Source organism: Leekyejoonella antrihumi (assembly GCF_007845645.1).
Classification (GTDB): domain Bacteria; phylum Actinomycetota; class Actinomycetes; order Actinomycetales; family Dermatophilaceae; genus Leekyejoonella; species Leekyejoonella antrihumi.
Genome location: NZ_VCQV01000016.1, coordinates 18,050 through 42,970 on the forward strand (window position 1 = coordinate 18,050; position 24,921 = coordinate 42,970).

20 protein-coding genes are annotated in these 24,921 nt (G+C 64.3%); 12 read left to right on the forward strand and 8 right to left on the reverse strand.

Features of this window, described 5'->3' with window-relative positions; genetic code table 11:
• Window positions 1–56: 56 nt before the first annotated feature.
• Window positions 57–2,021: a maleylacetate reductase and hydroxyquinol 1,2-dioxygenase domain-containing protein gene (locus FGL98_RS26915; RefSeq protein ID WP_342779975.1), complete on the reverse strand. Its 1,965-nt coding sequence runs from the start codon at window positions 2,019–2,021 to the stop codon at window positions 57–59.
• A 97-nt stretch (window positions 2,022–2,118) separates the two neighbouring features.
• Window positions 2,119–2,526 carry a MarR family winged helix-turn-helix transcriptional regulator gene (locus tag FGL98_RS12265; protein ID WP_222432147.1) on the reverse strand — a complete coding sequence of 136 codons (408 nt, stop codon included), beginning with the start codon at window positions 2,524–2,526 and terminating at the stop codon, window positions 2,119–2,121.
• A gap of 95 nt (window positions 2,527–2,621) precedes the next feature.
• Here FGL98_RS12265 and FGL98_RS12270 point away from each other — a divergent pair, with 95 nt between their 5' ends.
• From FGL98_RS12270 to FGL98_RS12315, 10 genes are all read left to right on the forward strand, one after another.
• Window positions 2,622–4,466, forward strand: coding sequence for a chloride channel protein (locus tag FGL98_RS12270; RefSeq protein WP_222432148.1), 1,845 nt, complete (start codon window positions 2,622–2,624; stop codon window positions 4,464–4,466).
• 134 nt (window positions 4,467–4,600) lie between these two features.
• Window positions 4,601–6,169, forward strand: coding sequence for a pentapeptide repeat-containing protein (locus FGL98_RS12275; RefSeq protein ID WP_146317065.1), 1,569 nt, complete (start codon window positions 4,601–4,603; stop codon window positions 6,167–6,169).
• A 745-nt stretch (window positions 6,170–6,914) separates the two neighbouring features.
• Complete coding sequence (locus FGL98_RS12280; RefSeq protein WP_186526137.1) at window positions 6,915–8,351, forward strand: ABC transporter substrate-binding protein; 1,437 nt, start codon at window positions 6,915–6,917, stop codon at window positions 8,349–8,351.
• Between the two features lie 10 nt (window positions 8,352–8,361).
• Window positions 8,362–9,306, forward strand: a complete 945-nt coding sequence (locus tag FGL98_RS12285; protein WP_146317067.1) for an ABC transporter permease — start codon at window positions 8,362–8,364, stop codon at window positions 9,304–9,306.
• Window positions 9,303–10,196 (forward strand): ABC transporter permease, encoded by an 894-nt coding sequence (locus FGL98_RS12290; RefSeq protein WP_146317068.1) that lies wholly within the window; start codon window positions 9,303–9,305, stop codon window positions 10,194–10,196. The genes FGL98_RS12285 and FGL98_RS12290 overlap by 4 nt, the downstream gene beginning before the upstream one ends.
• Before the next feature lie 16 nt (window positions 10,197–10,212).
• Window positions 10,213–11,187: an ABC transporter ATP-binding protein gene (locus FGL98_RS12295; RefSeq protein WP_222432149.1), complete on the forward strand. Its 975-nt coding sequence runs from the start codon at window positions 10,213–10,215 to the stop codon at window positions 11,185–11,187.
• A 2-nt stretch (window positions 11,188–11,189) separates the two neighbouring features.
• Window positions 11,190–12,014: an ABC transporter ATP-binding protein gene (locus tag FGL98_RS12300; RefSeq protein WP_146317070.1), complete on the forward strand. Its 825-nt coding sequence runs from the start codon at window positions 11,190–11,192 to the stop codon at window positions 12,012–12,014.
• Between the two features lie 123 nt (window positions 12,015–12,137).
• A complete protein-coding gene (locus FGL98_RS12305; protein WP_246136515.1) occupies window positions 12,138–13,580 on the forward strand; it encodes an aldehyde dehydrogenase family protein in 1,443 nt (480 codons plus the stop codon).
• A gap of 56 nt (window positions 13,581–13,636) precedes the next feature.
• A complete protein-coding gene (locus tag FGL98_RS12310; protein ID WP_246136516.1) occupies window positions 13,637–14,392 on the forward strand; it encodes an SDR family NAD(P)-dependent oxidoreductase in 756 nt (251 codons plus the stop codon).
• Between the two features lie 56 nt (window positions 14,393–14,448).
• Window positions 14,449–15,522 carry a 3-isopropylmalate dehydrogenase gene (locus tag FGL98_RS12315; RefSeq protein ID WP_146317071.1) on the forward strand — a complete coding sequence of 358 codons (1,074 nt, stop codon included), beginning with the start codon at window positions 14,449–14,451 and terminating at the stop codon, window positions 15,520–15,522.
• A gap of 103 nt (window positions 15,523–15,625) precedes the next feature.
• Here FGL98_RS12315 and FGL98_RS12320 read toward each other — a convergent pair whose 3' ends face one another.
• Both FGL98_RS12320 and FGL98_RS12325 read right to left on the reverse strand, forming a co-directional pair.
• The gene (locus tag FGL98_RS12320) at window positions 15,626–16,411 is read right to left on the reverse strand and encodes a FadR/GntR family transcriptional regulator (protein WP_186526139.1); all 786 of its coding nucleotides are present in this window, start codon (window positions 16,409–16,411) and stop codon (window positions 15,626–15,628) included.
• Window positions 16,408–17,832, reverse strand: a complete 1,425-nt coding sequence (locus FGL98_RS12325; RefSeq protein ID WP_146317072.1) for an amidase — start codon at window positions 17,830–17,832, stop codon at window positions 16,408–16,410. Before FGL98_RS12325 ends, FGL98_RS12320 begins: the two co-directional genes overlap by 4 nt.
• 404 nt (window positions 17,833–18,236) lie before the next feature.
• Here FGL98_RS12325 and FGL98_RS12330 point away from each other — a divergent pair, with 404 nt between their 5' ends.
• Window positions 18,237–18,437 (forward strand): hypothetical protein, encoded by a 201-nt coding sequence (locus tag FGL98_RS12330; protein WP_146317073.1) that lies wholly within the window; start codon window positions 18,237–18,239, stop codon window positions 18,435–18,437.
• Between the two features lie 86 nt (window positions 18,438–18,523).
• On the opposite strand, the gene FGL98_RS27115 is transcribed toward FGL98_RS12330, so the two are convergent.
• The 4 genes from FGL98_RS27115 to FGL98_RS12345 all read right to left on the reverse strand — a co-directional run bounded on the left by FGL98_RS27115 (window position 18,524) and on the right by FGL98_RS12345 (window position 23,061).
• The gene (locus FGL98_RS27115) at window positions 18,524–19,234 is read right to left on the reverse strand and encodes a cupin domain-containing protein (protein ID WP_186526140.1); all 711 of its coding nucleotides are present in this window, start codon (window positions 19,232–19,234) and stop codon (window positions 18,524–18,526) included.
• Between the two features lie 90 nt (window positions 19,235–19,324).
• Entirely contained in the window at window positions 19,325–19,456 is a 132-nt protein-coding gene (locus FGL98_RS26740; RefSeq protein ID WP_281289176.1) for a hypothetical protein, read from the reverse strand.
• A 97-nt stretch (window positions 19,457–19,553) separates the two neighbouring features.
• Window positions 19,554–21,626: a S53 family peptidase gene (locus FGL98_RS12340; RefSeq protein WP_146317074.1), complete on the reverse strand. Its 2,073-nt coding sequence runs from the start codon at window positions 21,624–21,626 to the stop codon at window positions 19,554–19,556.
• Between the two features lie 280 nt (window positions 21,627–21,906).
• Complete coding sequence (locus tag FGL98_RS12345) at window positions 21,907–23,061, reverse strand: DmpA family aminopeptidase (RefSeq protein ID WP_222432150.1); 1,155 nt, start codon at window positions 23,059–23,061, stop codon at window positions 21,907–21,909.
• A gap of 407 nt (window positions 23,062–23,468) precedes the next feature.
• Here FGL98_RS12345 and FGL98_RS12350 point away from each other — a divergent pair, with 407 nt between their 5' ends.
• Window positions 23,469–24,920, forward strand: a complete 1,452-nt coding sequence (locus FGL98_RS12350) for an APC family permease (RefSeq protein ID WP_186526141.1) — start codon at window positions 23,469–23,471, stop codon at window positions 24,918–24,920.
• The last annotated feature ends 1 nt before the right edge of the window (window position 24,921 follow it).

The following is a 24,921-nucleotide window of genomic DNA, read 5'->3' on the forward strand; positions in this document are numbered from 1 at the left end:
CACGTTCCGGCCGGGAACGGCGAGGAACGCCAGATACCCGGCAAGAAGGACCGTGCCTACACGTCTCCTGGGGCAAGGACGATGTCGAACGTGGTGCGCGACCACTCCCGTCCATCCAAGGTTCGGCCGTCCGGTGTTGCACTGCCCACCGGCTGACGCTCGAATCGCTTGATCAATGACTCTTTCACCCCGAATACCGAGTCACCGATCTCCAGCTGCGGGTCACCCTCGACGAAGATGTGCGTCACAAGGGTCCGGTAGCCGGGCGCGGACACCATGAAGTGCAGGTGCGCGGCCCGGTAGGGCGAACGGCCGGCTGACTCGAGCATCGCTCCCACCGGACCGTCGTGCGGGATGGGGTACGGCGTGGGCTGCAGCGCCCAGAACCGGAACCCGCCGTGGTCATCGCTGAAGAGATGGGCCCGGCCGTAGATGCGACCATCATCGTGTTGCACATCGTAGAGACCCTGATCGTCCGCCTGCCACACCTCGATGCGGGCGCCGCGGATCGGGTTGCCGTCCGTGCCTCGCACCGAGCCCTCCACCCAGCAGGGCATACCCGATGCGCCGCCGGCAATGTCTCCGCCCTGCTCGATCTGCGGCGCGTCATCGACGAAGAACGGTCCGAACACGGACGCCTCGGTGGCGTCCGCATACGCCTCGTTGCCAACGGCGATGGTCTGCATCGAGAGCCCGAGCACGTCGGAGAGAAGGATGAACTCCTGGCGACGGTCGTCAGTGAGGTGACCGGCGTCGGTCATGAACCGGATGGCCGCGTCCCACTCCGTCTGAGTCAGCCGCACCTCGCGAAGATACGCGTGTGAGTGCCGCACAAGCGCCTGCATCAGCGTCCTGAGGCGTGGTGACGGCGTGCGGTCGAAGCTGTTGACGGCCTCCTGGACGATCGCCTCCTCACGGGAGGCCTGGTCGAGAGAGACGATGTGCGGTCGTATGCCGCCCTGTGGGCTCTCGCCACGCAGAGCCCGGGTCAGCAGGTCCGTCAGCCCCTCCTTGGTCACGCGTACCGGATTGTCGTCCGGCGCTGCGGCGAGCGAACGGGCAGCGGCCTCGGGAATGTCCGCCTCGGTGAGACCTACATCGGCGAGTCTGCGCGGCGGGCCGATCGACGTTCGCAAAGTCTCGAGGGCCTGCACGGCGGACCCGGGGCCTCCGAGCGCCGTTGCCAGCCTTCCGGTGAGCTCAGGCACGGCCGGTGCGTTGAATGCCAGGACGTAGGGCAGCACAATGGCGTGAGTCTCTGCATGCGGAAGGTTGAACGTCCCGCCGAGCACGTGGCAGATCTTGTGGTGCAGCCCTGAACCCGCCGAGGCGAATGCCGCAGCGGCCAGGTAGCACCCGTACAGGGCGCCCTCTCGCCCAGTCAGGTCGTGACCGTCGGCGGCGATCCGGGGCAGCGCGTCCGCGAGGGCGCGTGCTCCCTCGAGCGCCAGGGCCTGATTGATCGGGTCGGTCCGGGGTGCCCAGAGCGAGTCGACGCAGTGCGCCAGTGCATTCAGCCCAGACGAGATCGACAGCTGTGTGGGCAACGATGTGGTCAGTGCTGCGTCATACACGACGGTCGCCGGTAGCACCGAGCCATCCGTTCCAGTGCGCTTCGTGCGGCCCTCGGTCATCCCCCACACGTTGGTTGCTTCGGAGCCCGCATACGTGGTGGGCACTGCGACGATTGGCAGCCCGGTGGTCAGGGCGACCGCCTTCGCCAGCCCGGTCGTCGAGCCGCCACCGACACTGACGATCAGATCAGCGGCGCACCTGCGCGCCACCTCCCTCGCCCGCTCGGCGACCTCGACCGGCACATGCTGGACCACATCGTCGAACCAGGCCGCCACCGGCACCTCGGCCAGAACCTCCTCGGCCGACGTACGCGCTGACGTGCCGGAGATGGCGAGCACCCGTGTTGCGCCCGTGCGTTCAACCTCCTGGCCGACTGCGTACGCGGCTCCCCCGGTGCGAAAGACGACTCGCTGGCCAAAACTGACATGCGTAAAGTCGATGCTCATCACGCCTTCTCTCGGCCTGACCGGCAAGTGCTTCTCACCGCCAGACCCGTCGGACCACACGTCCAAGCCTAGAGCGGCAAGGTCCGTGCCGACGTCGTTAATTCCGGACCAGTTTGTCCACCACGGCGGCGAGACGTGCCAGTTCCTCGACGTGTTCAGCGGACAGTGCGTTCAGCTTCTCGCGACCAACAGCACTCAGCGCCAGTCGCACGACCCGGTGGTCACTGGGGTCGCGTTCGCGGTCGATCAACCCAAGCTCTTGGGTGCGGTCGACCAGCCCGACTGCGGTGTTGTGCGCCACCAGCAGGTCAGCGGCCACCTCACCGATCGTCGGGCCCTTCGAGCCGCCGTGGCCGCGGATGGCTAGCAGGAGCTGGTGTTGGCTGGCGGTCAGATCCATCGCCGCGGCCTGTTGTGCGCTCCAGTGCTCGAACTTTCGCAGCTGCGTGCGCAGCCGGAGCAGGCGTGCATAGTCGGCGTCGGTGAGATGCGGGCGCGAGGTCACGGATGAGGCCCTTCTGTGCTGACTGACCTCATAATATCTCGTATAGCGATATAATCGTGTCACGATATAGGACGAGAGGGACTGCGAGTGACCCGTTGAGCACGACCCAGCCCATCGCGCCGAACGACGTCCCCCGCGATGTCCACCACCTCGGCGACTTCAGGACATCACCACGATTGGTGATCATCACCGCGCTGGCGCTCCCCGTCGGGGCCATGAGCGCGGTGGTCGCCTGGGCGCTCCTGCGCCTGATCGGGCTGATCACCAACGTGATCTTCTACCAGCGCGTCGACACCAAGCTCGTGGCGCCCGGAGGTGGCCACGACCACTGGTACATCATCCTGCTGGCGCCGATCATCGGCGGCCTGGTGATCGGATACATGGCACGTTACGGGTCCGAGAAGATCCGCGGCCACGGGATGCCCGAGGCGATCGAGGCAATCCTGCTGGGCGGCAGCAAGATCGAGCCGCGAGTCGCGGTGCTCAAGCCGATCTCGTCGGCGATCGCGATCGGCACGGGTGGCCCGTTCGGTGCCGAGGGACCGATCATCATGACCGGTGGTGCGATCGGCTCCCTCTTCGCGCAGCTGCTGCGGCTGACCGCCGACGAGCGCAAGACGCTTCTCGTGGCCGGTTCGGCAGCCGGTATGGCCGCAACGTTCAACACGCCGTTCGCTGCCGTCATGCTTGCCGTCGAGTTGCTGCTCTTCGAGTGGCGACCGCGCAGCTACGTGCCGGTGGCAGCGGCGGTGTGCGTCGCGACGGTGGTTCGCCACCCACTGCTCGGCTCCGGAGTCCTGTTCCCTGTGCACGGCACGCTGCACCTCACACCCCTGGCCGAGCTCCTGTGCGTTGTCACCGGGATTGTCGCCGGGCTCCTCGCGATTGTCGCGACCATTCTGGTGTATGCCGCGGAGGACGGGTTCCGCAGGCTGCCGGTGCACTGGATGTGGTGGCCTGCCATCGGCGGGATCGTCATCGGCATCGGTGGTCTGATCGTCCCGCAGGCGCTGGGCGTGGGCTACAACATCATCGGTGAGGAGCTCGACGGGAGCATCACGATCAACCTCGCGATCGGCATCCTGATCGTCAAGACGCTGATCTGGTCGCTGTCGCTGGGATCTGGCACCTCGGGCGGCATCCTCGCGCCGATGTTCATGATCGGCGGCGCCCTCGGTGTTCTGGAGGCGCAGATCTTCCCGCAGGTGGGGACGGGATTCTGGGCACTCGTCGCGCTGGCCGCTGTCCTCGGTGGGGTCATGCGATCACCGTTCACCGGCGTGATCTTTGCGCTTGAGCTGACCGGCCGGTTCGATGCGATCCTGCCGATGATCATCGGGGCATCAACCGCGTTCGCCATCTCAGCGCTGCTGCTGAAACGCTCCGTGCTCACCGAGAAGATAGCCCGCCGCGGATATCACCTGACCCGCGAGTACGACGTGGACCCGTTGGAGATCTACTTCGTCGGCGAGGTCATGTCGCGCGATATTCTGAGCTATGAAGGCGATCTCAGCGCCGAGGACGCGCTGGCGGAGATCTCCGGGACCGACCCGGACAAGGTGGAGACGCGGCGCCAGATGCTCTACCCCGTCGTGCAGGGTGTAGACACGCTCGTGGGAGTGGTCACCCGCACACAACTCGAGACCGCGGTGCACGAACACCGCAGCACCAGGGCCGTCAAGGAGCTGTGCCTTACCGCCCCGATCGTCACACACGCCGACCAGACACTGCGGGAGACAGCAAACGCCATGGCAGCGAACGAGATCGACAAGATGCCCGTGGTGGACCGGCACGACCCCACTCGACTGGTCGGGCTCGTGTCACTGACAATGCTGCTCGAGGGACGGGTGCGCGATGTGCGTGAGGCAAGTGAGTCCGAGCGAATGCTGCACCTACGCGTCGCACGACCGGGCTGGACCAACCGCCACGAACGCCGCTAGCAGCGGGTAACGGCGAAGACCGAGGAAGGCTCCAGTGGAATGAATCCGTAACGTTGAACGTTAACTATATTGATATAAAGATACTTGACATCAACATAATTGAACGAATAACTAAGCACGAGAAGCGTGATCTAATGCCTTTTAGCTCGCCAGGACTTGACGCCAGAGTTTCCGAGTGGCCGCGGTTGGAGCGGGTGTGGCTGCTGTGCGGCCTCGCCGTCACCGGTGTAGCCCTCGGGCTCGCCACTGTGGGCGGCGCATGGATCGGGATCAGTGACCTGCTCACGGCGCGCGGCGCCTTCAGCTACCGCGCTCATACCGCACCTCTGGACCTGGTGAAGATCAACCTGCCCATTGCCGTCGGAATGGGTGGCCTGGTGGCCGCGGCCCTGGCCTACCACCACTGGCGGGCGATCGAGACCTCTCGGTTCACCGCGCAGTCCGCGGCGGCCACCGCCCAGCTCGAGGGCACGCCCGCGGCGGTCCGTATCGCCGGCGTGCAAGCCATGGCGACCCTGGCGGACCAGACCAACAATGACTTCAAACGGCAACAGTGCATCGACGCGTTGTGCGCCTACCTTCGGGAACCCTACCGGCCGGCTCATGCCGACCAGTTGGCAGCAGGTGCTGCATCGAGTGCCGAGAGGAGCCCCGCGGCCAACGAGCGGTCCGACCCCGAGCAACTTCAGGAACGCGATGTCAGACTCGCCATCATCTCCGTCATCAGAGGTCATCTGCTGCGGCATGCCGCGGTCAGCTGGGCCGGCTACGACTTCGACTTCACGGGCGCGGTATTCGACGGTGGCAGTTTCCGCGCCGCCGAGTTCGGCGGCGGCATGGTCTCCTTCCGCGGCGCGACGTTCACCGGCGGGCTGGTCTCCTTCCGACAGGCCAGGTTCACCGGCGGGCAGGTCTACTTCAACAACGCGACGTTCGCTGACGGACCGGTCTCCTTCGATCAGGCAAAGCTCGCCGGCGCCAGAGTCTTCTTCGATCACGCCAGGTTCGTCGACGCATCCGCGTCCTTTCGCCGCAGCAGGTTCACCGGCGGGCAGGTCTCCTTCGACCAGGCCACCTTCGCCGGCGGCCGGGTCTCGTTCCAGCAGGCGCAGTTCGGTGGCGCGCTGGTCTCCTTCGACCAGGCCACCTTCGCCGGCGGCCAGGTCTCCTTCCATCACGCGCAAGTCACCGACGGACTGGTCTCCTTCGACCAGGCCACCTTCGCCGGCGGCCAGGTCTCCTTCGATCAGGCGAGTCTGTCCGATGGTCTGCTGTCGTTCCGCAATGCCGGCTTCACCGGTAGCCGGGTCTCCTTCGGCCGCGCCAACCTCATCGGCGGGACCATATCCTTCCACGGCATCCGCCTCGCCGCCGACGGCATCATCTCCTTCAACCAGGCCAGGCTCACCGGGACTCGGATTGCTTTCCACGGTGCGACCCTCGCGCTCGGTTCGACGATCCGCTTCTACGGCACGGACCTCACCGACGGTCGAATCACACTCAAGCACACGATATTCACCGGAGGGACCGTTGATCTTCGATTCCCCCACACCTGGGTCCGGCCACCGCAACTCCCCCAGCCCGCGCCGCGCGGGCTGCTGCTCCCCGTCGCCTCGGTCGGCAACCTCGACATCCCACTCCGATCGGACCCCAGCCCGGACCAGTCCCGAATGGCTGACCCCAGCACCCTGAATCGACTCTGAACGGTTATAGGAACGCACGCCGCGCGCCGAGCACCCGGGCTCGGCCACATCACCATGATGGGCACCAAGCCGCGAGCCACCCGTTTGTTTGCACCACAGAACGCGCAAACCCTCCAACACGTGCCCCAAGAGCAACGACGGGAATGCGGAGCTAACGACCACGGCACCCGATCTGTGCAGGACTGCCGCGGGCGGCACCTCATCGGTAACGAAGGAGGCCAGATCGGGCAGCACGCTGGAGCTGTGCTGATCAGGAGGAACCTCAGCAGCCGGTAGCCCCTGACCGTGGCACTCGGGTACGCCGCCGCTCTGGTCCCCTGGCTGAGGGTTCCCACCGGGAGCTACCGACCGCAGCTTGCCTACGAAGGTCCAGACGATGTTGGCAGCGACCCGGTCGTCGCGGACCATCGAGCTTCTGAGTCCTGACTAGGTCAGGTGGGCATGAAGGCCACTGGTCCAACCAGTAATCTGGTGCTTGACAGTAGACCGCCTGACGTAGGACGCTTGCTAGATAATCAGTCGGCTGCTGGGTGCGGGTGCTTGTATGCGGCGCTTTCCTCCTGGCATCTACCGAAGAACGCGGAAGGATCTCGCGATGGTGCGTCGCCGGACTATGTCATTGGCAATCGTTGGTGTGGGTGCTGCAATGGTGATCACCGGGTGTTCCTCTGGAGGATCTACGACAAGAGGTGGCAGCTCCGCGTCAGGCGCGACCAGTTCGAACGGAACATTCCAGGTGGCATCCTTGGTTGCCCCGCCGACGTTGGACCTGACATCAAACCCGGCGGCGGCGATCGACGAAGTCTTTGATTACAACGTTTATCAGCATCTCGTCCAGCTTGACCCCAAGGGTGATGTCGTTCCGGTACTCGCCAGCAAGTACAGCGTCTCGAAGGATGGCAAGACCTATACCTTTGACGTGCGGAAGGGAGTGAAATTCGCGAACGGGGACCCGATGACACCGCAGGACGTCGTGTTCAGCCTGAAGCGCGTCATCGCTCCGAAGTCGAACTATCCGTACAAGGATCTATTCTCTGACATCACCGGCGTCCGTGCGAGCGGGAACCAAGTGACCGTGACTTTGTCCGAGTCGAACAATCAGTTCCTGTACGACATGGCCGCGTACAGCAACGGCGTCATCCTCGATCCGAAGACAGTAGGCCAGATAGCAAAAAAGCCCAATGGGACCGGCCCGTATGAGTTTGGTGCGTTCGTGGCGAACTACAGCGTGACGCTTCATCGCAACAACAGCTATTGGGACGGGAAACCGGGGGTCGCGACAGTCGTGTTCCGGTACTTCTCCAACACCAACGCCGCCGGTAGTGCGCTGAAGAGCGGGCAGGTCCAAGCCATCGACAACCTTGCCGCCGGAAACCCGAGCGAAGCCTCCCAGTTCAAGGGAAACCCGGCGTATAAAATCATCTCCGGCCCCACCAACGGCAAGATTCAGATGAGTATCAACAACACGCGAGGACCCCTGGCGAAGGTCAAGGTGCGGCAGGCCATCATCTACGCGACGAACAGGCGAGCCATTCTCGAAACTGTGGGCGCGGGCTACGGGACCGTGATCGGCACGGACACGGTCCCACCGGATCCCTGGTACAGCACGAGTTACGCCAACACCTACCCCTACAACCCGGGCAAGGCAAAGCAACTGCTCGCGCAGGCAGGTTACCCCAACGGCTTCTCCGTGACCTTGACTCTGCCTCCCTACGGATACGCGACGACCGCAGGACCGCTGCTTGTCGCGGAGCTCAAGGCCGTAGGCATCAACGCGACAATCAAGAACGTCCAGTGGCCACTGTGGCTCAGTCAGGTCTTCACCAACACCAACTATGACCTGACCATCATCAACCACGTCGAGGCTCGAGATCTCGCGAACTACACCAACCCGACCTACTATTGGAAGTACGCCAAGACTTCGCAGGTGAACAGCATGCTCGCCAAAGCCAACTCCGAGACCTCCAGCTCAGCGGAACTCGCCGGCTATCAGAAGATCCTGACGACAATCACCTCCGATGCCGTTAACGACTGGCTCTACAATCCAGACCAGATCACCGTCGCAAACAAGAACGTCGTCGGCCTACCCGGAAGCGGTATCACCGAGTCGTTCGACCTCTCGCACGTCTCCTTGGGTGGGCAACTCCCCGCCAACCTCGCGGCGCAGGGCTACGCAAAGTAGCGGCAGCGCCATGATTCGCTTTACCGCGCGGCGACTGGCGATCGTCATCGCTTCCCTGTTTGCATCCACCTTGATCGTCTTTGCGATCCTGGCGGTCTTACCGGGCTCAACAGCACAGGTCATCCTTGGTACACAGGCAACGCCCGATTCTGTCAGGGCATTGAACCAGCAGTTGGGCCTGGACAAACCGTTGTGGCAGCAGTACGGCAACTGGCTACAGCAACTTGTCACGGGGAATCTGGGCACCTCGTACATCTCCCAGCAGCAGATCGGCGAACAGATCACACAAGCGCTGCGGGTCACGGGACCGTTGGTGCTGTTCGGGATGTTGATCGGCCTGGCGATTGCGTTCCCCGCGGGCATCATCGGTGCGCTGCGCAGCGGCCAACGCAGCGGCGCTCTGGTCGGCGCGGCAAGCCAAGTAGGCATCGCGATCCCTACCTTCGTCGGCGGCATCCTGTTGATCATCATCTTCCCGGTCAAGCTTCATCTGCTGCCCGCCAGTGGGTTTCCAGGCTGGTCGAATCCCGGCCAAGCCATCGAATCTCTCATTCTTCCGGCAGTAACACTTGGTCTCGTCGAAGGCGCGATCATCAGCCGATATGTTCGCGCCTCGATCTCGGAAGTTCTCCAGTCGGACTACCTTCGAACGGCGCGGGCGAAAGGCCTGACTCCCGGGCAAGCCCTGCGACGCCACGGTCTGCGCAATGCGCTGATTCCGATCGTCACGGTGGTCGGTCTTGAGCTGACCGGCCTGATCATCGGCGCAATCGTCGTGGAGAACGTCTTCACGCTGCCGGGACTGGGCCAGCTGCTTCTCCAGTCGGTGGCCAATCGCGACCTGCTGATGGTCCGCGACATCGTAATGATCGTGGCTGCAGCCGTGCTGATCATCAACATGTTGGTCGACCTGTCTTACCGTGTCCTTGACCCGAGAGTGATGTCACGCGTATGAGCGAAGGTGCAGTGGCCCTGACTCTTGAACCCGAAGGCGTCTCCCTCGGCCGTGCCGATGATCAGTCGCTGCGGCGTCGTTGGGCGGCAAGCCCCAGTGCATTGATCGGTCTGATCCTCGTCCTTCTGGTGTTCGTGACCGCGCTGATCTCACTGGTCTGGACACCGTACCCACCGCTGGCCGTCGACCCGGCGCACAACCTCAGCGGCATGAGCAGCAGCCACCTTCTGGGGACCGACCAGTACGGGCGCGACGTCCTCAGCCGCGTGATGAGCAGTGCACAGATCACGGTGTACGCAGGCGCCCTTGCGGTTTTCATCGCCGCCCTCATCGGCATTCCTGCCGGACTCTACGCAGCGTGGCGCGGTGGCGCCCCCGGCGAGGCTGTACTGCGTCTGGCGGACCTGATCTACGCATTCCCGGCCCTGCTCGCCGCAATCACACTGTCGGCGGCGATAGGGGCATCGACGACCACAGCCATGATCGCGATCGGCATCGCCTACACACCGGTGTTCATCCGGGTCACCCGAAGCAACGCACTCCTCGTCCTCAGCTCGGAGTACATCCTCGCCGCGCGATCCTACGGTCGCAGGCCGCTGGCGATCATGCGCAGGCACGTACTGCCGAACATCAGCGCAACCATCATCATCCAGATGACACTGCTGTTTTCCCTGGCGATTCTTGCCGAGGCCGCACTGGATTACCTTGGCCTCGGGACGAATCCGCCGACAGCATCGTGGGGCAACATGCTTCAGGACAGCCAGAACTACCTCAACAAGGACGTCATGCTCTCGGTATGGCCTGGAGTGGCCATCTTCCTGACCGTCCTTGGATCCAATCTTCTTGGCGACGGCCTCGGTGATGTCTTCGACCCGAGGCGGAAGCGCTGACATGCCAGTCCTTTCCGTGCGTGATCTATCCGTTCGAGCGGGCGACCTGCCCCTTGTCCATGGTGTCTCCTTCGATCTGAGCGCAGGCGAACGTGTCGGCCTGATCGGTGAGTCGGGCTCAGGCAAGTCACTGACGGCTCTGGCGGTCATGGGTCTGCTCGGCAAAGGCCTCACCGCGCAGGGGCAGGTGTTGTTTGAGGGGCAGGACCTGATGAGCACCACGGAGAAACGCCGCTGCCAGCTTCGCGGCAACGGGCTTTCGATGGTCTTCCAGGAGCCGATGACCGCGTTGAACCCGACCATGCGAGTCGGCAGGCAGATCGGCGAGGTGCTCCGGGTTCACCGCAACCTTGGCAAGCGGGCGGCCCGGGAGCAGGCGCGGGGGCTGATGGAACGGGTGGACATTCCTGACCCGGTGCACTACGAGCGGCACTACCCACACCAGTTGTCGGGCGGGCAGCGCCAGCGCATCATGCTGGCGATGGCGACCGCGTGCGAGCCGTCGGTCATCCTCGCCGATGAACCGACCACCGCTCTGGACGTGACGGTGCAGTCCCGCATGCTGGAGTTGATGCGGAAACTGGTCGCCGAGCAGAACTCTGCGCTGCTGCTTATCACGCACGACCTCGCGGTGGTCAGCGAAATGTCCGACCGTATCTTAACCATGTACGGCGGCCACATCGTTGAGTCCGGCAGCACCAAATCCCTACTCGACCATCCACGCCACCCGTACACCAGCGCGCTCGTGGCCACCTCGAACGCCGTCACTGTAGACAGTAAGGCGCCTGCCGGCGCCCTGCCGATGATCGAAGGCAGCGTCCCGGCGACGGGACAATTCCCCACCGGATGCCCGTTCCGCGACCGCTGCCCCAGAGCCGACGAAAAGTGCGCTGTCATGCCACCTCTAGAGCCGCTCGGCGACCAGGTCGTCGCCTGCTGGCACCCAGTTCCCGAGAACGCTGGCGACCCCGCCAGCCGTGTAGGGGCCTGATCATGACCAACGCGTCCCCACCGACTCCGATCCTGGAGGCACGTAACCTCCACAAGCGGTACCAGAGCCGCAGCGGCGGCGAGACGATCGCCTTGCGTGATGTCAACCTGTCCATCTATGAGGGTGACACGCTTGGCATCGTCGGTGAATCAGGGTCGGGGAAGTCGACTCTGGCCCGAATCCTGCTCGCACTCGACGCACCATCAGGCGGCGAGGTTCTCTACCGAGACCAGGTCATCAGCGGCTTGAAGGAACGCAACCTGCGTGACTTCCGGCAGCACGTGCAGATGGTATTCCAGGACCCCATGTCGTCACTCGACCCTCGCATGCGTGTGCATGACCTGATCGCCGAACCACTACGGTCCCTGAAACTCGTGACCGACGAGCATTCCCAGGTAGCCGAGCTGCTGGAGTCCGTTGGGCTTCCAACATCAGCCGCCCGGCGCTACCCCCACCAGTTCTCGGGAGGGCAGCGGCAGCGCATCGCCATCGCCCGCGCTCTGGGCACTCATCCGGAGACTCTCATGGCCGACGAGCCGGTGAGCGCCTTGGACGTATCGGTCCGCGCCCAGATCCTCAATTTGCTGACAGGTCTGGTGCGCGATTTCAACCTGACGCTGTTGTTCATCTCCCACGACATGGCGGTGGTCCGGCACCTCTGCAACCGGATCATTGTCATGCGTCAGGGAGAAGTGGTCGAGTCCGGGCTAGCCCGCGACATCTACGAACACCCACAGCACCCCTACACCCGTGAGCTGCTGGCAGCCGCACCCCGAATCCGTCCGAAACCGAAACCATCAGCGTCGACCGGCCGGATAGTGCACTAAAGGATGTGCAGGGATGCCTCACGACAACGACAGGCCGGTGGGCCATGCGGCCATTGACCTCCTTCTCGGGTCAACACGCAGATGAAACTTCTTCTTCGATGACTAGCAAGGTTGGTAACCACCGTGATTCCGAAGGATCTCACCATTCCAAACAAGCTCCCGATTGGGGCCGGCTGGGCCGAACCCGCCGGCTACGAGGACGTTCTCTTCCCCTATGACGGGTCACTCGTCGGGCAGGCGCCCATCGGTGACGCTGACCTCGCGCGCAGTGCGCTGGATTCCGCTGTCGCAGTCACCGACGAAGTCGCCGCCATCCCATCGCGCGTACGCCATGACCTGCTCACTTCTGTCCACCGCATGGTGCAGGAGCACAGCGACGCGCTGGAGGAACTACTCATCCTCGAGACCGGGAAGCCACGGCGAGACTGTCACACGGAGGTGCAGCGGGCTTTGCTCACCTGCCTGCTGTCAGCGCAAGAAGCGCTACGCATACATGGGGAGACCGTTCCGCTTGACCTTCTGCCCTCGGGCGATGGACTTTTCGGGTTCTACTCACGGTTCCCTATCGGCGTCGTCGTGGGTATCGCCGGTTTCAACTACCCGTTCCTGCTCGCTATGCACAAGATTGCCCCGGCTATCGCTGCAGGCTGTCCTGTCATCTGCAAACCTGCGCCACAGGCTCCCCTGGCGACCTTGTGGCTCGTCGACCTGGTGCGCCGGGTAGCGGATGACTTAGGTGTAACCCCGGCGTTGTGCCAGCTCGTCACCGGGGGCGCCGACGTCGGCGAGGTCCTCACCACAGATTCCCGAGTCGGTGCCGTGTCCTTCACGGGGTCAGCGGCAGTCGGGCACGCCATCGCCCGCGCCGCAGCACCGCGCAAGGTCCTCCTTGAGCTGGGGAGCAACACGGCGCTGATCGTCGCTTCCGACGCGGACCTTTCCGCAGCCGCCGACGCGATCGTTTCGGGCGGATACTACGCGTCTGGCCAAGCCTGTATCTCGGTCCAGCGCGTCATTGTCGAAGCCCCCGTCTACGACGAGATGGTGAACCTCGTACAAGAGCGCGCTGAAAAGGTCGTCGTCGGTGATCCTCGCGAGCCTGCCACACAGGTCAGCACGCTGATCGACGACACCGCCACCCGCCGAGTCCAAGAATGGGTGGCAGAAGCCATCAACGACGGCGCGGCCGTCGTCACCGGCGGCGCTTCCGACCGGCTGGTTCCAACCGTCCTTGAACACCCGCCACTCCAGGACCTCATTTGGCGGGAAGAAGTGTTCGGGCCTGTCGTTGCGATGCGGAAGGTGGACGATCTCGACAGCGCCTGGAAGCTCGCCAACGACTCGCGATACGGGCTGCACGCCAGCGTCTGGACATCCTCTCTACGAACCGCCTTCTTGGCCTTCCAGAACCTGAAGGTGGGCGGGGTCGTGGTCAACCAGGTGCCAGGATTCCGATCCGACGCAATGCCATACGGCGGGGTCAAAGACTCTGGAATCGGCCGGGAGGGCCCGCGCTACGCCATCGAAGAACTGACAGTGACCAAGATGGCGGTGATCAACCTATGAGCAACCCTCCCACTTCCCCACCCACCGCCGGATCATCTGAGATCGACTACCGGGGCATGTTCGACCTGACGGGAAAGTCGATCTCCATCTTCGGCGCCGCCGGCGGCATCGGGCGCGCCTGCACGCACGCGCTCGTCGAATGCGGCGGCTCAGTCGTCGCGGTCGACTGGGACAAGCAAGGACTGGATACTCTCGCCGAAGAGCTCGGCGGGCGCTGTGCGACTGCATCGGTCGACGTCCTTGACGCCGCCGCCGTCGACCACTACTTAGACGCCGCCGGTCGCATCGACGTGCTCGTCTACACCCCGGCCATGAACGTCAGGAAGCGGTTGTCCGACTTTACGGAAGAGGAGTTCCGAAGAGTCATCGAACTCAACCTCGTGTCCGCGTTCCGGGTCTTGCGCGGCACCGCGATGCTCATGGCGAAGCAGGGGGCCGGCAGTATCGTTGCCTTCTCGTCGATCCGTGCAACGACCGTCGAGCCAGGTCAGGGGGCCTACGCCGCGTCGAAGGCCGGGCTGGAGATGCTGATCCGCACGCTTGCCTCCGAGCTCGGTCCACAGAATGTTCGCGCCAACGCGATACGCCCCGGCGTGGTCGAAACGAGACTTACCGAACAGCTGCGCGCCAACGCCGAGTGGAACCGTGCCTACTCCGAAAAGTCCGCCCTGGGTCGATGGGCCCGCCCCTCCGAACTCGCCGGTGCCGTTGTCTACCTGGCCAGCGATGCAAGCAGCTTCGTTACTGGCTCCATTCTGACCGTCGATGGAGGCTGGACTGCCCAAGATGGTCGCTACACGCCGCCAGCCTGACCGAGCAAGTCACACCACAGCATGTTCTATTCGGGTTCGGCAGCCATAGAAGATCCATGAGTGACAGGCAGGAGATTGACATCGTGTCGAAGACGGTTGCCGTCATCCCTGGCGACGGGATCGGACCGGAAGTCATTGCAGAGGCGTTGAAGGTCCTTGATGCCCTCGGCGAGCGGTTCGAGCTCAATCTGGACGTGCTCGAGGTTCCCCTCGGCGCCAATCACTATCTGAGCACCGGAGAGCTGCTCCCCGAAAGTATGCTTGCACAGCTCGATTCGACCACAGCTATTCTGCTCGGCGCCCTCGGAGATCCGCGGGTGACCCCAGGTCTGCTTGAGCGAGGCGTCATCGTCAAGCTCCGACAACGGTTCAGGCAATCCGTCAATGTTCGCCCGATTCGACTTCTGCCCGGGGCAATCAGCCCGATCGTCGGGCTGACCCCGGAAGACTGCGATTTCGTTATCGTCAGAGAAAACACCGAGGGTCTCTACACCGGTGGATCCTCGACCACCGCCGAGGGCACCTCTCACGCCGTCGCGGTGCACACCTCCGTCACCACCAGCGCGGGCACCAGGGCCTGCGTCGAATACGCGTTCGGCCTTGCGCAGCGCCGCCGGAAGCAGCTGACGCTGTGCCACAAGACGAATATTCTCATCGATGCGGGCCGCTTGTGGCTCGACACTTTCAACGCCGTCGCGGCGGGCTACCCAGAAGTGACGACCGAGTACCAGCACGCCGATGCCATGTGCCTTCATCTGGTCAACAGACCGCGAGACTTCGACGTCATCGTCACCGACAACTTGTTCGGGGACATCCTCTCCGACCTGGGCGCGGCGATCCAGGGCGGGCTGGGAACCGCACCCAGCGCAAACTTGAACCTCGACAACACGGCGCCGAGCCTTTTCGAACCCATTCACGGGTCCGCGCCCGACATCGCGGGACAAGGAATAGCCAACCCCGCGGGCGCAATCTTGTCGATGGCGATGCTGCTCGACGAACTCGGACACGGACGGGCGGCCGCGCACACCTCAAGAGCGGTCGAGGCTGCGCTGCTGGAACTCACCAATCGGCAAACCGCTTTCACCACGGTCGAGTTCGGCACACGAGTCGTTGAGCTCCTCAGCGTATGAGGGGGCGGTCACTACGCCACTTTTCCTAGGAAGGGGCCGGTGCCGAAGACCTTCTCCAGGCCGATGGCGACTCTGCGGTAGACCGCCCCTTGAGATCGGGCGACTATCGCACCTCCCCACTGGGAGTTTCGGGTTCGAGAAGAAGTGCGCGCAAGGGCTCGCGTTCTGCCTTTGGCACATAACTGGCGTAGTAGTCGAACAGATTGCGTCGTGATATTTGTCCGGCACCTTGACTGTCACGATCCCGGATCAGAGCAAGAACCTCTTCGTGATGCCGCATCGACTGGCTCATCAAGGCTGCGCTGTTGCGTGCGTGAGCAATCTTGTCGGAGATCAACGACAGGACCGCGCCACGCACGACGTGGTTGCAAACCTGCAGCAACATGTTCCCGCTGGCCTGGGCGACGGCATCGTGGAAGGCAACGTCGGCCGCGCTGAAGTCGTCATACCCCGCATCAATGGCCGCTCGCATTCTCGCGATCGTCGACTCCATGACCGCAAGCTCATCGTCTGTGCGTAGGCGTGCAGCAAGCATGTTCGCCGAGCTGTCCAGCACCATGCGAAAGGAGATCAAGTCCGCCAGGCTCACCTCTTGTGCCTGCGTCAACCGGGTGAGCTGCTTTGCAAGAGTGGACGTCGAAAACGGCAGCACTTCGGGCCCATTCGGATCCCCAGGTCGCGATCGCACAACCCCGGTGCTCTCCAGCACGCGCAACGCCTCCCGCACCGTGGACCGGCTCGCCCCGAACTGTGCCACCAACTCACGCTCGCTGGGCAGACGCTCGCCAGGGTTCAGCTCGCCTCGAGCGATGGCTCCTTCAACCTGCTCAACGATCCGCTGGTAGAGACGCACCGGCTTTACGGGCTGGAACTCCACACGGTCGGTCATCGGTTCGTCTCCTGCTCGCTGCTGTGGATTGGCCAGTTCGGCCTCGCAGCCTCGGGCCTGTGGTGCTCGAACCACCGAGCCGCCCGCACGACCCCGAGATCGTCGAACCGGCGCCCGGAGATCTGCACGCCGATGGCGCGACCGTCCTGGCTGAAGCCGGCGTTCACCGACGCTGCGGGTTGCCCGGACATGTTGTATGGCGCCGTGAAGCCGATGTGTGCCATCCCCAGATCCGCAGTGCCGAACGGCATTGGCCACTCCGCGGCGAAGGCCATCATTGGCGCCACCGGCGAAAGGACAAGGTCGAATCGCTCAGTGGCGGCGACCGTGGCGTGCTGCATGGTCATGATGGTCTGGTAGCACTCGAGCACCCGCGCGCCAGGAACATCTGCGCCGCCATGAACCCATTGCACGATGAACGGCAGGACCTTCAGCTTCTGTTCCGAACTCAGCCGGTGGTAGTCGTGCCAGGAACGCACTCGCCAGAACGTGTCGAGCTCGTCCAGCATCGTCGGGGAGATGAATGGCTCAAGCGGGTCGACCATGGCTCCCGCGTCGCGGAACACGGTCGCCGCATGCTCGACCGTCGCGCGGACCTCGTCGTCGACTGGCAGGCCGCATCCGGCGTCCACCTGCAGTCCGACCTTTAGTCCACGTGGATCGAACCTTAGATCATTCCAGGCAATGTCGGCCGGTGGCAGTGCGGTCCAGTCGCGCGGGTCGAAACCGGCGATGATCGACATCAGCAGGGCAACGTCGTCGGCTGATCGGCACAGAGGGCCAGCAGACCGCCCAGGATACGGGGAGTCCAGCGGCACCCGGCCCAGGCTTGGCTTGAGTGTGGTCAGGCCAAGCCACGTCCCGGGCAACCGGATCGAGCCGCCTATGTCGGTGCCGACGTGCAGCGGACCATATCCGGCGGCAGCAGCGGCGCCCGCGCCCGCACTTGAACCGCCGGTAGTCAGCGATGGATCCCACGGGCTACGGGTAATGCCGTGGAGACTGGATACACCCGAGGACAGCATGCCCCAGTCCGGCATCACCGTGGACCCGAGGACCACTCCCCCGGATTGGACAACCCGCTCGGTGATCGGAGAGTCGCGTTCTGGAACCGTTGGTATGACCCCGGCCGTGCCCGACGGCATCGGGACCCCGGCACGCGCGATGTTCTCCTTGAGCGTGACCGGGACACCGTCAATAGGCCCGAGAGGCTCACCCTGTGTCCAGCGTTTCTCACTCGCCTTTGCCTGGGTCCGAGAACTTTCCGCATCTCGCCTCCAGAACGCGTTCAAGACCGGCTCACGAGCCTCGATGATCACCTGGACAGCGTCATGCACCTCGACAGGAGACAGCGAACCGTCAGCGAAACCTTCCCTCATCTCGACCGCCGACATCGCAGCCAGCACCACATCAGTGTTCATGTCCGCTCGTTACGCCAACCTTCCTGGTCCTTGTAGACGTCCAGCCAGCCTCATGTCATGCCGCTTGGGCCAAGCCCTACCGAACACAGACTATCAACTACTGCGCAGTCCAGGTTACTGGTAGGACCAGTCGAGCTGAAGTCCGAAAAGACAACTTTGACGACCCGGCGACGACTGGCCCGGCTCGCGCGTCACTTCGCCCGATCGCTATCGCTCAGCCGGAGAGTCCGGCGCTGAGCGTTCGTGGCAAGGTCGTGGAGTGGGAGAACCCACGGTTCGGGGTTGGTTTCGACCCCAGGGCGGGCTGGTTCCTCCACGAGCTGTCGTCCTGCGACGGGTGGTCGGCAACGGGTCACCTTCTATCGGGCATCGGTCGTCGACGCCCTCGCAAGGCGCACCAGACCATGAATGACATCTGCATGGACGGGGAAGACTTCAAGGCACCCCACTTCCACCAGCACCTCTTCAGCGAGCGTTGCACCGACAAGTCCGTCGCGCGGGTCTGGCCCATCACCAACTCGACGGTGACGAAACCGGCTCGGCCAGCCGTTGACCCGACGGGCTCTTGCGCTCAAGGACGTGCTGCTCTTGGTGAGCACCGCTAGTGCTCGCTGCTGCGGGTGTCGTAAACGACTGCGAACTGGGCGTTCATCTCAGCCGGGCGAGCCCCGATACCCGAGATCGTCCGCACTCAACTCACGGCCGAGTTTTCACCAGAGACTCCCCTACGCTGCCGGCAGCGGGGAACTACGTCCACGTCGAACAGCTCACACCCACCCGCTCGGCCTCGGATCGCGCCCCACCGCAGCGATGTCAACGTACGGCATCCTGAAGCTGCCCAGCGAACAGGCCCGAGCACCAAGGCAGTCCGACGCAGAATCGCAACCTGCGACCGCACCGCATACCGCGCAGGCCGCAGAGCCAATGCCCACCATCGACATCGTGGACGAGAAACAGATCCGGGCCGCCCTGCCGGAGAGCCGTCCAGAACGGGTTCTCCTCGTGTCGAATAGGGCTTGCTGGGTCGACTTACCCGCCACCTCTCGGTGGCGAGTGCGCTCGCCGCGTGATTGTCGTACCCCTCGTCGGACCCGGCAAGCATCGACTGGTCCGCCTCTCCGGTGAGCACCTCGTGGACCGCGCGGAAGAAGTTGAAGCGCTCGATGCCTGGCGTGATGACGACCAGCAGTTCGGCGTCTGCGCCCGGGGTAGCACCGAACGCATGGTCAACACCCGGAGGCACCACGACAGGGTCGCCCTCTATCGCGTGCAGCACCTCGTCTCCTGCCAGCAGGTCGACCGCGCCGGACAGGACGTAGACGAGCTCGGTCGTCGTGAGGTGCCAGTGCGGCGCCCTCGGCTCCCTCGCGAAGGAGGACTCGATGGATGCTGACGGACCCACCGGTGTCCGAGGAGTCCAACACGAGCCACATGGTGTAGCTGTGCGAAGACAGAGCCTCGGCGCCAGACCCTCGCACGACCGCGGCAGATCTCATGGCTGTCGGCCGAGCATCCGCTCGGAGACCGGGGCGTCGATGGGAACCGGAACCTCGGCGGCGAGCATCCCTCCGGCACGCATCCCATCGAGTGGGATCGCGGCGTAGTGATTGACCAGCGTCATCATCTAGCACTCGTCATGGACGTGGTTGAGCAGTTGGACCCCTCCCCCTCGACCCGGGTGAGCCGAAGGGGCGGTGTCCTTTCGGGCTGAGCGTCTGCGGTCAGCGCCAGCGACCGTCCGTGATGAGCGGGGTCATCTTCGGTGTCCCGATGCCGGTCGCCATGTCGTATCCGCGGGTGGTCGGGAACAACCCGTTGTTGTCGGTGGACTGTCGGACGCCCGTGATGTCGTGGAAGTACCGGCTGGGATTGATGTTGTCGACCAGGTACAGCAGTGGGTTGATGTTCCCGGTGCGGTGTCCCTGGTAGCTATCTCTGTCGGCGGCGATGGCCGACCACAGAGGCGACGACAGGCTGGTTCCGCCGATGCCGAACCACCCCGGAACCGGTTGGTTGCTGCTGAAGGTTCCGCAGACGCTGTATGGCGTGCCGGCGTTGCCGGTGCAGTACTCAGAGTAGGGCGTGTACTCGTCGGCGTTGGCGGAGATGTCGGGATCCTCCCGGCACGGCGTGCCGGCGGATGCGAGCGAGCACTGGGTGGTCCCGTTGCCGTAGGTCGTTCCGGGGTTGTTCACGCCGGGAGCGTGCTGGTAGAACGGTCGTCCCCAGAACTGACTGGACCCGCCGCCACCGGCGCCCTCCTCACCGCACCAGAAGTACCCGGTCCGCCCGCCCTCGCTGGCGCTGGTGTTGCACAGGTTGTCGACGTTCCAGACCGTCTCCACCCCGTTCGGGTAGGACGGCCTGGCCTTGGTCCCGGGGTTGTCGCTCTCCAGGGAGGTGCCGCCGACGCTGGTGACCCATGGTTGCGACGGTGGGTCGAGCACATTGGGGATGGTCGTGCCGTCCGAGCGGATGCACGAGAAGGCACCGGTGTCGCCCTCGGCCCCGAACATGCTCTGGCCCTGTAGGGCCATCTGCTCGAAGATCGTGTTCTCGGCCTGGACGACCGCTGACCCTGCATCGTTTTCGCACACGGCCCAGCTCGAGCTGATCGCGGCGGCGCGGTCGTCTGCCGCGATCTGTCCGTATTCGTCGAGCTCGGTCTGACCGGTGTAGTCGTTGGGAGCGTTGTAGACCATGAGCCGCTTCGCGTCGGGGGCGACCGCGAGCTGCATCTCGATGTCCGCGTCAACCTCGATGTCGCCGGAGTAGCCGTTGTACTTCGGCGGACAGGTGTCGCCAACGGGGCAGCTCGGGTTCAGTGGACCGCCGTCGACAGTGCGGTTGACCAGTGGTGCGACCTTCTTCGCTCCGTAGAACTTCTTAACCCACGTGTTGATGTCGGAGGACTGGTAGGCGGAGAGCTCGAAGACGGCCATCGTGACCCCGGCGCCCTTGGCTCGGGAACCATCGTGCGGTGCTCCGTAGATCGAGTTCGTCTGCGAGGGTGTCAACCCGCTGCAGCCGGGTCCGCCGCCGTATCCGAAGGGGAAGCCGACCCCGTTGTTCACGTTGTTGAACAGCGTCGTCGCCGTCGGGTAACCCGTCTCGCAGCTGACCTTCGAGCGTGGCGCCGTCGAGTTGGGCGCCTCGCCGCTCTTGGCAGCCTTGCCGGTCTTGGCCCGCATGAGCTGTGACTGTTCGCGCACGGTGTTTGACAGTCCGATGACCCCGAGCACGCTGCCCGCTAGGGTGCTCGGCATCTTCACCGAGGTGGAGTTCGAGAAGTAGTGGACCGAGTGCTTGTCCACGTAGTTGCTCAGGGTGGTGTGGAACGCCGCGGACACCTGCCGGCTCGACCCGGTCGCGCGGACCAGGAACGGCGAGCTGGACTTGACCACGGTCAGGCCGCTGGTGCGAAGGTACGCCGCGACGGCCTCCTCCCTGGCCTTGCTCGGTGCGTAGCGCGCGGTGAACTCACCCTTGCTGAGCCAGCGCTGATACTGGCCGCTGCGGGTGTTGTAGACGGCCGCGAGCTGGGCCTTCATCTCAGCCGCGTGATTGGGCGCGAGGGCGATCTCGACCGACATTCGCGAGCTGGTGTGAATCCCGGTGTTCGTGTCCGTTGTTACCGGCAGGCTGCCGGGAATCGCGGTAAGCGGCGATCCTTTGGACGGAGCCGCGACCGCGGCCGCGGCTTCCGACGAGCCGAACGCACCGGTCGATGTTGCCATTGCCAGCCCGCAAACCGCGACTGCACCGACCCGAGTGGCACGAAGCAGTAAGCCCATGCCGACCTCCTTGACTTGGACGTGCCGGGCGGGCGTCAAAGACTCGCCGGATCGCCCGGTGGGGCCGGCGCGGTGTTGGCTGCCCGACGATTTCGGTTCGGGGAGCCGCGGAGTGGAGGCGCACGTAGTGGCGCCCCAGCGCAAGTGTCCGCGGGTCGCAATACGGTGTCAAGAGCTTCGGTCGTTCTTTCGATGCACCTGGCCCGAGCCGGTGTCGGCCAGGTTGCTCGGCAAGGTCGGCGCCGACCTCGGGGTGCACAATGTGGCGCGCTCCTGCCGATCAGGACACCGAGCCACCAGGCACGTGGTGTGCGGACAGGATCCGGGCGACCTTGTCGCGTGGGAGCGCGGGACTGCGGTGCGCGTCTCGTCCGATCATCTCCTCGTTGGCGACCAGTGCATTGATGACCGCTTCTTCGCTCGCTTGCACGACCGCCTCGTAGAACGGGTCGAGCTGCCCCCATGGGATGAACCGGAGCTGGTCGTAGCGGCCCGGCGAAGCGCCGTTGAAGGTGTCGAGCCCGGGCGAGATTGCGCCCCGGTTGGCCACCGAGCAGGCGAGGAAGAGATCGCCGGAGAAGTGCGACCCCGCAGTACCCGTGCGCGCCAGGCCGAGTGTTACCCGTCGCGCGAGCGCTGCACACTGCAGCGGGAGCAGTGGTGCGTCGGTGACCACCACGGCGATGCACGAACCCGATCCTGCGGGCGCCGGTGACCAGGACCCCATCGGGTTGTCATCGGCGAGCAGTTCGCCCAGGTGCACCCCGTCGAGGCTCAGTTCGTGCCGGTCCCCGAAGTTGGCTTGTAAGAAGGCACCGACGGTGTACTGCGTGCCTCCGTAGTCAACGACCCTCGAGGCGGTGCCCGAGCCACCCTTGAACGAGTAGCAGTTCATCCCGGTGCCGCCGCCGACCGAACCTTCCTCGATCGGGCCGGGGGTGGCGGCCTCCAACGCGGCAACGACGATGTCCTCTGTGACGTGGTGCCCGTTGATGTCGTTGAGGTAACCGTCCCAGGTCTCCCCGGCCACTGGTAGCAGCCACGCGTTCGCCATCCGCGGGTGGTGCCGGACGGTCCAGGCGATGATGCCGGCATGCGCTACCCCAACCGCGTGGGTGTTGGTGATGGCGATCGGTCCGCTGAACGTGCCGGATTCGCGGATCCACGACACGCCGGTCATTTCGCCGTTTCCGTTCTGGGAGTGGAATCCGGCGGCGACCGGGTCGCTCGCGCCGTCGCGCCCACGAGGGTGGATCGCGGTCACCCCGGTACGCACCGCGTCGCCCGTGACCAGTGTCTGGTAGCCGACCTCCACGCCGGGGACATCAGTGACGGCATTCCATTTCCCGGGCCGACCGGCGAAGGACATGAGGGACCTGGCCCGCGGCTTACCCGCCGGGGTCACCATCAGTGGATCGTGATCAGCCCTGGTCATCTTTGGCACCTCCGGAACCAGAAGGTCAGTCGGTATACCCATCCCTGGCGAACAGTCCGATGGGCAGCCCAGACTACGTCCATCGTGCGTGATGATCTGCCATATCCAGCTTCGGCACCCACACCCAGCGGGAGTTCTGCGCGGACCGAAGGCGATGCTCCCCTCGCCAGCGGTGCTGATGGGCCGTGCGCCGTACGTGGACACCGACAGACCTGGTGGAGTGGCGGGTCGAAATCTCATGCGTCGGAAACGAGGACCGAGCCTGTCAGCGCCGATACCATTGCCCTGTGCAGCAAGCTAACTGGGCCTGATCCAAGCCCTCGCCGCCGCGCGGCACCGCACCCGTTTTGACGAGGCGATGGGATCACCACCTACGCGTGGGTGGAACAGATCGGATGGGGCCAGGCATGAGCACGATGAGACAGATCTTCTTCTCCGAACATGTCGACAAGGACGTCACCGGGGAAGAGCGCCTTGAGCAGCTGGGCTACGAGTCGCACTTCGACCGTCGCCTCAACCTGTGGGGCAACATGTCCCTGACCCTGTCCGACATCACCCCGATGGGATCGCTCCTGGCGATCGGCATCGCGGTGATAGCCCTAGCCGGCACCGGCTCGGTCATCGCCTACCTCGCGGGCGTGATCATCGCCGTCATGGTGGCCCTTTGCATGGCAGAGCTGGGCTCGATCTACCCGGTATCGGGAGGCATCTACTCGATCATCGGGAAGGTCCTGGGGCAGCATGCCGCGTTCGTCACCCTGGTCGCATACATCGTCGAGGGGGTGTTCCTTCCGGCCACCATCGCGTTGGGCATCGGAACGTACGCGCAGTCGCTGAGCACGGCGTTGAGCATCGGTGTCTACTCGGCCATCGGCATGGCCATCGTGACGGTGCTTGCGTTGATGAACATTCAGTCCAATGCCCTGATGACCGGAATCTTCCTGGCCATCGAGGTGATCATCATCGTGATCATCGCGGTGGCGGGATTCACGAATTTGACCCAGCCCATCTCCGTGTACACACACGCCGACGGGATGGTGAATGGGAAGCTGACCTCGCTGGGTCTGGGGGTGATCGTCGGCGCGGTCTCCGTGGCGCTGCAGTCGGTGAATGGCTACGACGCCGGTATTGCGTTCGCGGAGGAGACCACCGGGCCGGCAAGGAGGGTCGGAAAGTCAGTCCTGTACATGTGCATCGTGGGCGGTGTCCTGGAGCTCGCTGCATTCCTCGGGGCCGCCTTCGGGACGCCCTCGCTCAGCAAGTTCCTGACCAGCTCGACTCCGCTGACGTATGTGGTCAAGGCCCGGTGGGGCGACACGGTGGGAACGATCGTGGTCGTCGGCGCCATCATCGCGCTGTTCAACGCCTGCCTGGCGATCACGCTGCAGTTCGCTCGGATCTTCTGGGCGAGTGCTCGGGACAAGGTCTGGCCGGACCTGATCGGCAAGCCGTTGAGCCGCACCTGGGCGCGCACTCACGCACCCTGGGTGACCACGCTGATCATCGGAGTCATTGCGATCATCCTCTGCCTATCCTTGTCGATCGTCGCCACGGCAACGTTCGTGGCGGTGTTCACGATCGCGAACTACGTATTCATAGCGGTGGCGGCCATCTGGCAGCGCATCAGCTCCCCCGACGGTGTGCGACCCTTCGCGATGATCCTGTGGCCCCTACCCCCGATCATTGCCGGAGTCGGTTCCCTGCTGGCCATCTCCAAACAGACCTACACGGACCTGATCATTGTCGGCTGCCTGTTCGCCCTCGGCCTGATCTACAGCCTCACCTACCTTCGACGGAAGGGGCTGAACACGATGACCTTGATGGCCGACGCGGAACAGCTGGGAGAGACACCCCGGTGAC